Origin of the sequence: Streptomyces sp. NPDC048352 (genome assembly GCF_040651895.1) — a bacterium.
Classification (GTDB): Bacteria; Actinomycetota; Actinomycetes; order Streptomycetales; family Streptomycetaceae; genus Streptomyces.
Window position 1 is genome coordinate 13,678 of sequence record NZ_JBEZKZ010000038.1, and the last position, 13,251, is coordinate 26,928.

General features: G+C 70.1%; 12 protein-coding genes. 9 read left to right on the forward strand and 3 right to left on the reverse strand.

Annotated elements, in window-relative coordinates:
- Positions 1–223 precede the first annotated feature (223 nt).
- From AB0D45_RS20335 to AB0D45_RS20360, 6 genes are all read left to right on the forward strand, one after another.
- Positions 224–1,714 carry an aspartate aminotransferase family protein gene (locus AB0D45_RS20335; protein ID WP_362460894.1) on the forward strand — a complete coding sequence of 497 codons (1,491 nt, stop codon included), beginning with the start codon at positions 224–226 and terminating at the stop codon, positions 1,712–1,714.
- Positions 1,698–2,999, forward strand: coding sequence for a SidA/IucD/PvdA family monooxygenase (locus AB0D45_RS20340; RefSeq protein ID WP_362460896.1), 1,302 nt, complete (start codon positions 1,698–1,700; stop codon positions 2,997–2,999). Before AB0D45_RS20335 ends, AB0D45_RS20340 begins: the two co-directional genes overlap by 17 nt.
- Positions 2,996–3,586: a GNAT family N-acetyltransferase gene (locus tag AB0D45_RS20345; protein ID WP_362460899.1), complete on the forward strand. Its 591-nt coding sequence runs from the start codon at positions 2,996–2,998 to the stop codon at positions 3,584–3,586. The genes AB0D45_RS20340 and AB0D45_RS20345 overlap by 4 nt, the downstream gene beginning before the upstream one ends.
- Positions 3,583–5,364, forward strand: a complete 1,782-nt coding sequence (locus tag AB0D45_RS20350) for an IucA/IucC family siderophore biosynthesis protein (RefSeq protein WP_362460902.1) — start codon at positions 3,583–3,585, stop codon at positions 5,362–5,364. The genes AB0D45_RS20345 and AB0D45_RS20350 overlap by 4 nt, the downstream gene beginning before the upstream one ends.
- 380 nt (positions 5,365–5,744) lie before the next feature.
- On the forward strand, positions 5,745–6,569 hold the full coding sequence (locus AB0D45_RS20355; RefSeq protein ID WP_362460904.1) for a hypothetical protein: 825 nt from the start codon (positions 5,745–5,747) through the stop codon (positions 6,567–6,569).
- 192 nt (positions 6,570–6,761) lie between these two features.
- Positions 6,762–7,169, forward strand: coding sequence for a hypothetical protein (locus tag AB0D45_RS20360; protein WP_362460907.1), 408 nt, complete (start codon positions 6,762–6,764; stop codon positions 7,167–7,169).
- Here AB0D45_RS20360 and AB0D45_RS20365 read toward each other — a convergent pair.
- From AB0D45_RS20365 to AB0D45_RS20375, 3 genes are all read right to left on the reverse strand, one after another.
- A complete protein-coding gene (locus tag AB0D45_RS20365) occupies positions 7,162–7,395 on the reverse strand; it encodes a hypothetical protein (protein ID WP_362460910.1) in 234 nt (77 codons plus the stop codon). The genes AB0D45_RS20360 and AB0D45_RS20365 overlap by 8 nt on opposite strands.
- Before the next feature lie 168 nt (positions 7,396–7,563).
- Entirely contained in the window at positions 7,564–8,043 is a 480-nt protein-coding gene (locus AB0D45_RS20370) for a hypothetical protein (protein WP_362460912.1), read from the reverse strand.
- 286 nt (positions 8,044–8,329) lie between these two features.
- The gene (locus tag AB0D45_RS20375) at positions 8,330–9,919 is read right to left on the reverse strand and encodes a beta-N-acetylhexosaminidase (RefSeq protein ID WP_362460914.1); all 1,590 of its coding nucleotides are present in this window, start codon (positions 9,917–9,919) and stop codon (positions 8,330–8,332) included.
- A 63-nt stretch (positions 9,920–9,982) separates the two neighbouring features.
- Between AB0D45_RS20375 and AB0D45_RS20380 the strand changes: the two genes are divergently transcribed.
- The 3 genes from AB0D45_RS20380 to glmS all read left to right on the forward strand — a co-directional run bounded on the left by AB0D45_RS20380 (position 9,983) and on the right by glmS (position 13,137).
- Complete coding sequence (locus AB0D45_RS20380; protein WP_362460917.1) at positions 9,983–10,867, forward strand: DUF4429 domain-containing protein; 885 nt, start codon at positions 9,983–9,985, stop codon at positions 10,865–10,867.
- Positions 10,868–10,973: 106 nt separating this feature from the next.
- A complete protein-coding gene (locus AB0D45_RS20385) occupies positions 10,974–11,249 on the forward strand; it encodes a hypothetical protein (RefSeq protein WP_007264192.1) in 276 nt (91 codons plus the stop codon).
- A gap of 70 nt (positions 11,250–11,319) precedes the next feature.
- Positions 11,320–13,137 (forward strand): glutamine--fructose-6-phosphate transaminase (isomerizing), encoded by a 1,818-nt coding sequence (glmS, locus tag AB0D45_RS20390; protein ID WP_361611266.1) that lies wholly within the window; start codon positions 11,320–11,322, stop codon positions 13,135–13,137.
- The last annotated feature ends 114 nt before the right edge of the window (positions 13,138–13,251 follow it).

Consider the following 13,251-nt stretch of genomic DNA (forward strand, 5'->3'; position numbering starts at 1 on the left):
GGCGCGGGGGGTGGGTGCACCCGCGGCGCGCCGCGGGGCCGGGGGGGGGCCCCCGGCGCGCCCCCCCCCCGCCCGCGCTGAACCACCCCGGGCCCCAGCCTGGTATTTCCCCGGGGCGGCCCCCGCCCGCGGCGGGGCCCCTCCTCTGTTTGTGATCGAAGTTAGGTTAGGCTAACCTAACTGACGCACCCCACCCCCCGCTCCCCCGCCCGGAGGAAAGTTGATGCGCTCGCATCTGCTGAACGAGACGACCGCGGACCTCTACCGGCGCTCCGTCACCGCCGGCGTCGACCGCGTCGCCGCCCGGCTCGCCGCCACGCAGCGGCCCCACACCGGCATATCCGTCGGCGAACTCGCGCCGGTCATCGACCGGATCGACCTCGACGAGCCGCTGGCCGACGCCGCCGCCGCCCTCGACGAGCTGGAGGACGTCTACCTCCGCGACGCCGTGTACTTCCACCACCCGCGCTACCTGGGCCACCTCAACTGCCCGGTGGTCATCCCGGCCGTGGTCGGCGAGGCGGTCCTGTCGGCCGTCAACTCCTCCCTCGACACCTGGGACCAGTCCATCGGCGGCACCCTCATCGAGCGCCGGCTGATCGACTGGACCGCCCGCCGCATCGGCCTCGGCGAGGACGCCGACGGCGTCTTCACCTCCGGCGGCAGCCAGTCCAACTTTCACGCGCTGCTCCTCGCCCGCGACGAGGCCTGCCGGACCGCCATGCGCCGCGCCCGTGACGAGGGCGCCGAGCGCACCAAGGCCGAACTGCTCCCGAAACTCCGCATCTTCGCCTCGGAGGCGAGCCACTTCAGCGTGCAGAAGTCGGCCGCCATGCTGGGCCTGGGCTACGAGGCGGTCATCCGCGTGCCCGTCGACCGCCACCGCCGCATGGACACCGCGGTGCTGGCCCTGGAGCTGGAGAGCTGCGCCGGCGAAGGCCTCGTCCCCATGGCCGTCGTCGCCACCGCCGGCACCACCGACTTCGGGTCCATCGACCCGCTCCCCGAGATCGCCCGGCTGGCCGCGGAACACTCCGCGTGGATGCACGTGGACGCCGCCTACGGCTGCGGCCTGCTGGTCTCCCCCACCCGCCGGCACCTCCTCGACGGCATCGAGAAGGCCGACTCGGTCACCGTCGACTACCACAAGTCGTTCTTCCAGCCCGTGAGTTCCAGCGCGATGCTGGTGCGCGACCGCACCACGCTGGGGCACGCCACGTACCACGCCGACTACCTCAACCCGCGCCGCATGGCCGAGGAGCGGATCCCGAACCAGGTCGACAAGTCGATCCAGACCACGCGCCGCTTCGACGCGCTCAAGCTGTGGATGACCCTGCGCGTGATGGGCGCCGACGGGGTCGGCTCCCTCTTCGACCAGGTCGTCGACCTGGCCGCCGCCGGCCACGGCCTCATCGCGGCCGACCCGCGCTTCGAGGTCGTCGTGGAGCCGCAGCTCTCCACCCTCGTCTTCCGCTACCTCCCCGGCGGCGACCTGCGCCCCGACCTCGTGGACGAGGCCCAGCTGCACGCCCGCAAGGCCCTGTTCGCCTCCGGTGAGGCCGTCGTCGCCGGAACCAAGGTCGACGGGAGGCAGTACCTGAAGTTCACCCTCCTCAACCCGCAGACCACGACGTCCGACATCACGGCCGTCCTCGACCTCCTCGCCGCCCACGCCGAGCAGTTCCTGGGAGAATCCCTTGCCGTCCACCGCTAAGCCCCACGACTTCATCGGCATCGGCCTGGGCCCCTTCAACCTGGGACTCGCCTGCCTGACCGCACCGCTCGACGAGCTCGACGGGCTCTTCATCGAGTCGAAGCCGCACTTCGAATGGCACGCCGGAATGTTCGTGGACGGCGCGCACCTCCAGACGCCGTTCATGTCGGACCTGGTCACCCTCGCCGACCCGACCTCGCCCTTCTCCTTCCTGAACTACCTGAAGGACAAGGACCGGCTGTACTCCTTCTACATACGGGAGAACTTCTACCCGCTGCGCGCCGAGTACGACGACTACTGCCGCTGGGCCGCCGACCGGCTCGACAACGTCCTCTACTCCACCACCGTCACCGAGGTCACCCACGACGAGGCCACCGGCCTGTACGAGGTCCACACGGACGGCGGGGAGACGTTCCGCGCCCGCCGTCTGGTCCTGGGCACCGGCACCCCGCCGTACGTCCCCCCGTCCTGCGAGGGCCTGGGCGGCGACTTCCTGCACAACTCCTCGTACATGCGGCACAAGGAGGCCCTCCAGGCGAAGGAGTCGATCACCCTCGTCGGCTCCGGCCAGAGCGCGGCCGAGATCTACTACGACCTGCTCGCCGAGATCGACGTACACGGCTACCGGCTCGACTGGATCACCCGCTCGCCGCGCTTCTTCCCCCTCGAGTACACCAAACTCACCCTGGAGATGACCTCACCGGAGTACGTGGACTACTTCCACGCCCTCCCCGAGGAGACCCGCTACCGGCTGGAGACCCAGCAGAAGAACCTCTTCAAGGGCATCGACGGCGACCTGGTCAACGCCATCTTCGACCTGCTCTACCAGAAGAAGGTCACCATGCCGGGCGCGGTCCCCACCACCCTCCTCACCAACACCTCCCTCAACAGCACGGCGTACGACACCACCACGGGCACGTACACCCTGGGCCTGCGCCAGGAGGAGCAGGAGCGGGACTTCACCCTCACCACGCAGGGCCTGGTCCTGGCCACCGGCTACCGGTACCGCGTACCGGAGTTCCTGGACCCGGTCCGCGACCGGCTGAACTTCGACGGCCACGGCCGCCTCGACGCGGCGCGCAACTACAGCATCGACGTGACCGGCCGCGGGGTGTACCTGCAGAACGGCACCACCCACAACCACTCCCTCACCTCGCCCGACCTGGGCATGGGCGCGTACCGCAACGCGTACCTCGTCGGCGAGCTGCTCGGCCGCGAGCACTACAAGGTCGAGAAGTCCATCGCGTTCCAGCAGTTCGCGGCCCCGGAAGGCGTCCCCGCATGAGCACCACCCCCGCCCCCCTGTTCTCCCGCACCGACCCGGCCCTGGGCACCTTCTCCGTCCGGCCCCTGGACCCCTTCTCGGACGCGGAACTCCTGCACGGCTGGGTCACGCACCCCAAGGCGTCGTTCTGGATGATGCAGGACGCCTCCCTCACCGAGGTCGAGCGCGAGTACGTCCGCATCACCGCGCACGACCACCACCACGCCTTCCTCGGCCTCCACGAGGGCCGCCCGGCCTTCCTGATGGAGAGCTACGACCCCTCCCGCCTGGAGCTCGTCGGCCTGTACGAGGCGAGCCCCGGCGACGTGGGCATGCACTTCCTGGTGGCCCCGACGGACACCCCCCTCGCCGGCTTCACCCGCGCCGTGATCACGACCGTGATGGCCGCCCTCTTCGCCGACCCCGCCACCCGGCGCGTCGTGGTCGAACCGGACGTCCGCAACACGGCGGTCCACGCCCTCAACGAGGCCGTCGGCTTCGTCCCCGAGCGCGAGGTCCGCAAGCCCGAGAAGGTCGCCCTGCTCAGCTTCTGCACCCGCGAGCAGTTCGAGGCGGCCACCGCCCTCACGACGGGAGTCACGGCATGAGCCTGACAGACGCCGTCTCCCACCTCTCCCCCGAGCGGTGGGCCCGCGCGAACCGCGCCCTGGTGCGCAAGGCCCTCGCGGAGTTCTCCCACGAGCGCCTGCTGACCCCGAAGGAGCTGGGGTCCGGCCTCTACCGCGTCCTCAGCGACGACGGGACGGTCGAGTACCGCTTCCGTGCGGCCCTGCACGCCCTGGACCACTGGGCGGTGGACGAGCAGTCGATCACCCGCCACCGGGACGGGGAGCAGCTGGAGCCGGACGCCCTGGACTTCCACACGGAGTTCCGGCAGACCCTGGGCCTGAGCGCGGAGGTCCTGCCCGTCTACCTGGAGGAGATCTCCTCCACCCTGGCCGGCACGGCCTTCAAGTACACGAAGCCGCAGACCCCCTCCCCGGTGCTGGCCAAGTCCTCCTTCCAGGACATCGAGACGGGCATGACGGAGGGCCACCCCTGCTTCGTCGCCAACAACGGCCGCCTGGGTTTCGGCGTGCACGAGTACCTCGCGTACGCCCCGGAGGCGGCGAGCCCGGTCCACCTGGTGTGGGTGGCGGCCCACAAGGACGTCTCCACCTTCACGGCGGGCGCGGGCCTGGACCACGACACGTTCCTGCGCGAGGAGCTGGGCGAGGCCGCGACGGCGGGCTTCCGCGCGAGGCTGACCGCCCTGGGCCTCGACCCGGCGGACTACCACTTCCTCCCCGTCCACCCCTGGCAGTGGTGGAACAAGACCACGGTCACCTTCGCCGCCGAGATCGCCAACCGCCGCCTGGTCCTGCTGGGCGAGGGCGAGGACGCCTACCTCCCCCAGCAGTCGATCCGCACCTTCTTCAACACCACCACCCCGACGAAGCACTACGTCAAGACGGCCATCTCGGTCCTCAACATGGGCTTCATGCGCGGCCTCTCCGCCGCCTACATGGAGGCCACCCCGGCCATCAACGACTGGCTGCACCAGCTGATCGAGTCGGACGACATCCTCCGGTCCGTCGACTTCTCGATCATCCGCGAGCGCGCGGCGATCGGCTACCACCACCGCCAGTACGAGCGCGCGACGGACCGCTACTCGCCGTACCGCAAGATGCTGGCGGCCCTGTGGCGCGAGTCCCCGGTGAACTCCCTCCGGGAGGGCGAACGCCTCGCGACCATGGCCTCGCTGCTGCACGTGGACGCGGACGGCAGGTCCTTCGTCGGCGCCCTCATCGCGGAATCGGGCCTCACCCCGGCGCAATGGCTCAAGCCGTACCTCCGCGCCTACCTCCTCCCCCTCCTGCACTGCTTCTACCGGTACGACCTCGCGTACATGCCGCACGGCGAGAACACCATCCTGGTCATCAAGGACGGGGTCGTTCAGCGGGCGGTCTTCAAGGACATCGCCGAGGAGATCGTGGTCATGGACCCGGACGCGGTCCTCCCGCCGGCGGTGGAGCGGATCAAGGCCGACGTCCCGGAGGACATGAGGCTCCTGTCCGTCTTCACGGACGTCTTCGACTGCTTCTTCCGCTTCCTGAACGCGATCCTGGTGGAGGAGGGCATCTGCACGGAGGAGGTGTTCTGGCGGGCGGTGGCGGACTGCGCCCACGACTACCAGGACTCCCTCCCCGCCCTGGCGGACCGCTTCGCGCGCTACGACCTCTTCACACCGGAGTTCCAGCTGTCCTGCCTGAACCGCCTGCAACTGCGCGACAACCGGCAGATGGTCGACCTGGCCGACCCGTCGGCGGCCCTCCAACTGATCGGCACCCTCAAAAACCCCCTCGCCCCCTTCGCCCGACGCTGACGCCCCGGGCGGGCGGGCGATACGAACGCCATGGCCCCAGACAAAGATGGATCGGTCCATGGGTATCAATTCAAAGGAGCCAAAAACCCTAAATCCACGTTTAAGAAGATTCTCGCAAATATTTTTGTGATTCGAGTCGAGGATGGAACACTCGTGTACCCGCCTGAAGCAACTCTCATGCCGGGAGGCTGGCCTTGATCGCGAGCACGCCTGTCGCACGATGGTCCTGGAGTGATGTCAGGGATGAGGCAGACCCGGTGGGGGCGGCTGTTCGCCATCTCTCTTCGGTACTCCAAGTCTTGGCTCGGCACAGGCTCGGAACCCTGCAGGGTGGCCGAGTAGAGGTAGCGGTACCGGAGCCCGGGCGCCGGAGGTTCTTGTTGCAGGCCGACATGCCGGCCGGCGCCCTTCAAGACGCGGACTCGGGGGCCGAAGGGGAATTGGTAGCGGAAATCCAGGAAAGCCTCGCCGTTGGCGAGATGCCCAGTGTGGAGATGATCGCACGGTGTAGCGGCGCCGTCGAAGGAACCGCCAGCGAGGATCCAGTCGAAACGCCGTTCGTTATCAGTGTCCGTGTGTCGACTGACTTCTTCCACGTGGACCTCGCAACGTACACCGACGCCTGGATGCCGTACGATCTCCGCGGGCGGCAGCACGCGGCCGTGTTCCAAGCGAACCGCCCGCGTTTGGCCGCGGTTTTGAAGGCTCTCGCGGAGACGCTCGGCGTCGAGACCGACCCCGATGACCCCACCTGGTTTGGCATTCCGACCGACGTGGGCGTCGATAACCACTTCGAGGACGACGGCTCTCCTTCGGACCGCTGGGGCCGGTTCGAGATCCCGCATCGAAATGAAGTATTCCGCTTGAACTCGACATCCGAGCCTGGTTATCGGCGGCAGGCCTCCGGGCCTGTCCGGTACGTTCCGGCAATCGGCGGCCACGGAATCTTGGGTTACCTGTGGGCGTCGGACGAGGAAGGGGCCGCGAGCTTCGAGCCGTGTGAGGCCGCTGACCTGGACGGGTACCGAGCTGGCCTGGTCTGGCTGGACCGACTACGGGAGGCGTACGTCCAAGGGTTGTCTCCCGCCGCCGCGCTCGCCCAGCTCGGAGCGCATGCCGGAGATCCCGTGGCTGGGCGGGCCGATGTGGGTGGGACGGCCGAGGTGGAGGAGCTCTGGCAGCTACTGGAACTAGCGCAGGGGTGAGGACTCCGTCCAGGTCCCAGATCCGACGACGAGTGTGGGAAGGACCGTCATGCACGGTGATCTCGCCGACCAGGGCCCCGTTTCCGGCGGGGGTCACACGCCGGACGCCACCTCCCACACCCCCGCCGGGGCGGGCTCCCGACCCGGCCCCCGGAAGCGCACCCGCCCCGCGCCCTGCTAGCGTCCGCGCCCATGGCGGAATTCACCCACAGGCGGCACATCACCTCGGTCACGCAGCTCGGTTCCGCGCAGCTCGAACAGGTCAGGCTGTGCGGAACCGCGTACGACGACGAGGACCTCCCGGCGGAGCGCCGCCTGAATCAGGACGCCCCCGACGACGAGGCCGTGCTATACGCGTGCGAACTCTGGGACGTGGTGGCGGCCGACGGAACGCCCCTCTACGAGGCGTGGTTCTACCAGTCGGACAGCGGCTCGATCTTCCGGGCCGGCACCACGGAGATGGTCGCGCAGATCATCCAGTGCGGCCTGGAATGCGAGGACCCGCAGCGCGAGCTGGAACTGGGCACCGCCATGACCCGCGCCGGCCTCCTCCCCCCGGGCGACTCGGAGTACGACCGCTTCGCATCGGGGGTCAGCTGACGCTCATCCCTCGCTCCGGCCACTCGCCGGCTTCCGCATGCATGGCGTTGATCTTCCGCGACGCCTTCAGGAAGGTGTAGTCCACCACACCGTCGTCAGCGCCCGCGCGGTGCAGATCCTTTTGCATGGTCAGCCGCCGCGAAAAGGCATGCGGATCGTCACCGAATTCGTAACCGACCACATACGGATCCTCGGAAGCCTTGCGAAAATAGACCAGCGAAGCCACTGCCACTCACCCTCGATATCTTCCCGCTCATTTCCTGCGCGTGGCGGCGCCACCTCCCCCGGGTCGATTCCCGGCGACGGGCCGGGCCCCGGGTCGCGGCCAGCCCTGGCGCCCATCGAACTGCCTGACCCTCCGGGGTCACCAGACGTGACTACACCAGTCAATGCACTACAAGAGGTGCCGCACCTGCTCGTAGACAGCAACGCGCTGTTCAGCCCCAACATCGGGCATGCAATATTCCCGTGCGCGAACTTGCTGAAGGAATTCAGCCGGCAGGGCAAGGTGGTATGTCAGCACATAAAACCACAGGTCTCCCCGCCAAACCCATTCTCCGTCGGTGACAACATTGTCGCCACCGAGGATTCTTTCGCCTGACCCCAGAACATCCTTTACCGACCCCATGAAGGACAGGATCTCGTAACCACTGTCGAGATAGCCCAGAATCGCAGCCTCGTCAGACCGCGCCGTCTCTCGCACGAGATCCCTGATCGAACCATTCGGGATTCCAGCCACCGTCGGCCACAGCTCCTCGCAGAGCCCGAGAATCTTCCCGAGGCATTCACCCTCCCCGGCTCGACGAATCCATCCGCATCGCCTCTGGTCCAGTGCCTGCTTCGATACGTCCAGATCAGCCGCGTCCCCGCTCACGCCGCCACCTCCCGTCCGGCGCCGCCGCATCCGGCTCGATCCCCCGCACCGGCGGGAACACCGCTCCGCCGGGCCCGGTGTTACGCCGTTCCTCGAAGCCGGCCGCTCGGCCGCAGCCGCCCGCAGCTCAGCCCACTCCTCGTCAAAACCCATTCCCTCAAGCCCCCTTGGTGCACGCCGGCCGCCTCCCCCGGTTCGACAGATCGTTGCACGGACCTGCGACAGCGCAGGAGGGCGCCCACGGCTGACGGTCCCCTTCACGCCACCCGGCGACGCCGGGCCGGCGCTATTCCCACGGGACCTCCGGGGCGCGGTGGTAGGTGATGCCCTGGGCCTCCAGGCGGGGGGCCTGGGCGGCCAGGCGGAGGCGGTACGCGGGCCAGTCCAGGGCGGCCGCCGGGGACCAGCCGAGTTCCGCGAGGCCCAGGAGGCGGGGGAAGGCCATCAGTTCCCACTCGGACCGGGTCGCGATGTTCTCCGTCCAGAGGGCGGCCTCGACCCCGAGGACCGAGGATTCGGGGACGTCCGGGAGGTAGGAGCCCGGGTTCCAGGAGTAGGAGCGCTGGACCGGGACGTAGCCGGCCCAGGACAGGCCCGGCTTCGTCGCCTTGTCGTACTTCATGTCCAGGTAGGCGCGGTCCGCCGGGGAGAGGATCAGGGGGTGGCCCGCCCTGGCCGCCGCGGCGACCGCCGACCGGTCCGCGGCGGGCGTCTTATCGTGGCCCCAGTACTGGAGCACCGCCCCCCGCGCCGGGCGGGCGCCGGCCAGCTGGTGCCAGGCCACCACCGTCTTGCCGTGCTTCGCCACCACCGCCTGGGCGCGGTCCATGAAGGCCGCGTAGTCCGCCGCCGGGGTGGAGTGCGCCTCGTCGCCGCCGATGTGGAGGTAGCGGCCGGGGGTGAGGGCGGCGATCTCGCCGAGGACGTCGTCGACGAACTCGTACGTGCGCTCCTTGCCCACGCACAGCGAGCTGAAGCCGACCTTGGTCCCGGTGTAGCGCTCGGGGGCCCTGCCGTCGCAGTTCAGCTCCGCGTAGGAGGCCAGGGCGGCGTTGACGTGGCCCGGCATGTCGATCTCCGGGACGACGTCGACGTAGCGCTGCGCCGCGTAGGCGACCAGGTCCCGGTACGCGGCCTTGGTCCAGTACCCGCCCGGGCCGCCGCCGACCTCGCTCGCGCCGCCGTACGTCGCGAGGCGCGGCCAGGAGTCGATGGCGATGCGCCAGCCCTGGTCGTCGGTGAGGTGCAGGTGCAGCGTGTTGATCTTGTACTGGGCGAGCTGGTCGACGTACCGCTTGACCTGCTCCACCGGGAAGTGGTGGCGGGCGACGTCCACCATCGCCCCCCGGTACGCGAAGCGCGGCGTGTCCGTGACCTCGCCGCCCGGCACCACGCCCGCGCCCCGCACCGGCAGCAGCTGCCGCAGCGTCTGCCCGGCGTGGAAGAGGCCCGCCGGGGTGCGCGCGGTCAGGGTGACCCCGGAGGCGGTGGTCCGCAGCCGGTAGCCCTCCGCGCCCAGCTCCCGGGCCGCGTCGTCCAGCCGCAGCCGGATCCCGTCCCCCTCCTGCCCCTGCGCCACCGGCAGCGGCAGCCCGCTCGGCCCGCGCAGCTGCTCCGCGAGGAGTTCGCCGACCTGCCGGACCTCCCGCGGCGCGTCCGGCCCGGTACGGATCACCGTGCCGGGGCCGAAGGCGTACCCGGCGCCTCCGGCCCGCGCGGAGGCGGGCGCCGGCAGGAGCCGTTCGTAGGGGGCGAGGGCGGCGCGCCGCCCGGCGCCGGGTCTGGCGTCGTCGCCGTGGGCCGCGGTACAGGAGACGGCGGCGCCGAGGCCGCCAAGGACGAGGAGGGTGCCGAGCGCGCGTCGCAGGACTCTCATGGGCCAGGTATAGGCCAACAGGGGCTCCGGCGTGGAGGGGTGGGCCGGTGGGACAATCACCGGATGGCGGAAATCATCCAGAAGGACGGTACGTGGACCTTCGACGGGGACGCGGTGCGCATCGTGCCGGGCCGCGACAAGGGGGTGGGACTGCTGCGGCAGCATCTCGGCGAGGTGCTGGTGCCGCTGCGGGCGATCGCGGGGATCAGCCATGAGCCGGGGCGCAAGGCGGGCCGCCTGCGGCTGCGGCTGCGCGACGGGGCGGACCCACTGCTCCAGGTGACGGGCGGGCGCCTGCCGGAGGCTTCGGACCCGTACCGGCTGTCCGTGGAGCCGGACCGCGGCGGGGTGGCGGAGTACTTCGTGGACGAGGTGCGCAACGCCCTGCTGCTGGACCAGGTGGACCCCGGACCGTGTGACGCGTACCTGCTGCCGGGGCCGCCGGTGCCGATCGCCTTCGGCGCGGGTGACGGGACGGCCTCCTTCGACGGTGACCGGGTGGTCCTGGACTGGAACTGGACCACCGAGGAGGCCAAGCGCTCGGGCGGGCCGCGCGAGTTCCGGCTCGCGGACGTGCGGGCGGTGGAGTGGTCCCCGTCCAAGGGGCTGGACAACGGCTGGCTCCGGTTCACCCTGGCGGGCGCCACGGGTACCCCCGCGCCCAAGTACGACCCGTGCACGGTCGAGCTGTTCGGCTTCAAGAAGGATCCGCTGATGGCGCTGGTCGCGGCGGCCGTGGCCGTACGGATGCCCCATCCGGCGGCCGCCGCGCCCGGGCCGGCCGGGGCGCTGCCGCTCGCGGAGTCGTCGGCGGCCCTGGCGGGCGAGCCCGTGGACCACGACACCCTGCTGCGGCGGCTGCGCGAGGCGGGCGACCTGCACCAGGCGGGCGTCCTCACCGCCGACGAGTTCGCGGCGGCGAAGGCGGCGATTTTGGGTCGTTTCTGACCACCCAGGACCGGAATCTCCCCTTCCCTGGTCCAGACCAGCGGGATCCTGCCCGATTCCGGGCAGGATCTTTGCGTTTCACCCCTTGGACAGTCAATATCTACTGGTGCTCGACCGCCGCCCGTCCCATGACGACCTCGTCGACCACCTGGTGCGCAGCACCGCGCTGCAGCGCGGCGAGGCCGCCCGGGTGGTGCTCGACGTGCTCGCGTACTTCAACGAGACGACCGAGGAGTTCGTCCGCCGACGCCACCGCGAGCTGCAGTCGGGCGGCGCGGTCAACGCGGAGATCTTCGAGCGGATCGCGGCCGAGCTGCCGCACCGTGCCGTGGCGCCCCCGGAGCTCTCGCTCCGGCAGCTGCGCCGCATCGTCTACGGCTGACGGGGCCGGGGCGGCCCCGTGGCCGCGCGCGGACGAGCAGGACACCGAACTTCAGGAGGGGCAACACCGTATGTGCGGAATCGTCGGTTACATCGGCAAGCGTGACGTGGCACCGCTGCTGCTGGAGGGCCTGGCACGACTGGAGTACCGCGGCTACGACTCCGCGGGCATCGTCGTCAACAGCCCGAAGGCCGCCGCGCTGAAGATGGTCAAGGCCAAGGGCCGCGTCCGCGACCTGGAGGCCCGCGTCCCCAAGCGCTTCGCCGGCACCACGGGCATCGCCCACACCCGCTGGGCCACCCACGGCGCCCCGAGCGACACCAACTCGCACCCGCACCTGGACCCCGAGAACAAGGTCGCCGTCGTCCACAACGGCATCGTCGACAACGCCGCCGAGCTGCGCGCCAAGCTGGAGGCCGAGGGCGTCGTCTTCGCGTCCGAGACCGACACCGAGGTGATCACCCACCTGATCGCCCGCTCCCGGGCCGACAGCCTGGAGGAGAAGGTCCGCGAGGCGCTGAAGGTCATCGAGGGCACCTACGGCATCGCCGTGATGCACGCCGACTTCGCCGACCGCATCGTCGTCGCCCGCAACGGCTCGCCCGTCATCCTCGGCATCGGCGAGAAGGAGATGCTCGTCGCCTCCGACGTCGCCGCGCTGATCGCCCACACCCGCCAGGTCGTGACCCTCAACGACGGCGAGATGGCCACCCTCAAGGCCGACGACTTCCGCACCTACACCACGAGCGGTACGACGACCACCGCCACCCCGGAGACCGTGGAGTGGGAGGCCGCCTCCTACGACATGGGCGGCCACGACACCTACATGCACAAGGAGATCTCCGAGCAGCCCGACGCGGTCGACCGCGTGCTGCGCGGCCGGATCGACGACCGCTTCAACACCGTCCACCTGGGCGGCCTGAACCTGGACCCGCGCGAGGCCCGCGGCATCCGCCGCGTCAAGATCCTGGGCTGCGGCACCTCCTACCACGCGGGCCTCATCGGCGCCGGGCTGATCGAGAGCATGGCCCGCATCCCCGCCGACGCCGAGCCGGCCTCCGAGTTCCGCTACCGCAACCCGGTCGTGGACCCGGACACCCTCTACATCGCCGTCTCCCAGTCCGGTGAGACGTACGACGTGCTCGCGGCCGTCCAAGAGCTCAAGCGCAAGGGCGCCCGCGTCCTCGGCGTGGTCAACGTGGTCGGCTCGGCGATCGCCCGCGAGGCCGACGGCGGCGTGTACGTGCACGCCGGCCCCGAGGTGTGCGTCGTCTCCACCAAGTGCTTCACCAACACGGTGGTGGCCTTCGCGCTGCTCGCCGTGCACCTGGGCCGGATCCGGGACCTGTCGGTCACCGACGGCAAGCGGATCATCGAGGGCCTGCGCAAGCTGCCCGCGCAGATCGAGGAGATCCTCAAGGGCGAGGAGGACATCAAGCGGCTGGCGGCCGAGTACGCCGACGCCAAGTCGATGATGTTCATCGGCCGGGTCCGCGGCTACCCGGTGGCCCTGGAGGCCTCGCTGAAGCTGAAGGAGATCTCCTACATCCACGCCGAGGCCTACCCGGCCTCCGAGCTGAAGCACGGCCCGCTCGCGCTCATCGAGCCGGCCATGCCGACGGTCGCGATCGTCCCGGACGACGACCTGCTGGAGAAGAACCGCGCGGCGCTGGAGGAGATCAAGGCCCGCAGCGGCCGGATCCTGGCCGTCGCCCACCGCGAGCAGGAGAAGGCCGACCACACCATCCTCGTGCCCAAGAACGAGGACGAGCTGGACCCGATCCTGATGGGCATCCCGCTCCAGCTGCTGGCGTACCACACCGCCCTGGCCCTGGGCCGGGACATCGACAAGCCGCGCAACCTGGCGAAGTCGGTCACGGTCGAGTAGTCACCGCCGCGAGCGCGGGACGGCCCCCGGGGGATCTCCCCCGGGGGCCGTCCGCGTTCCGGAGCCGTCGCAACTGCGGGGGCACCGTAGCGCCGTGACCTGGTGTCAGGTCCG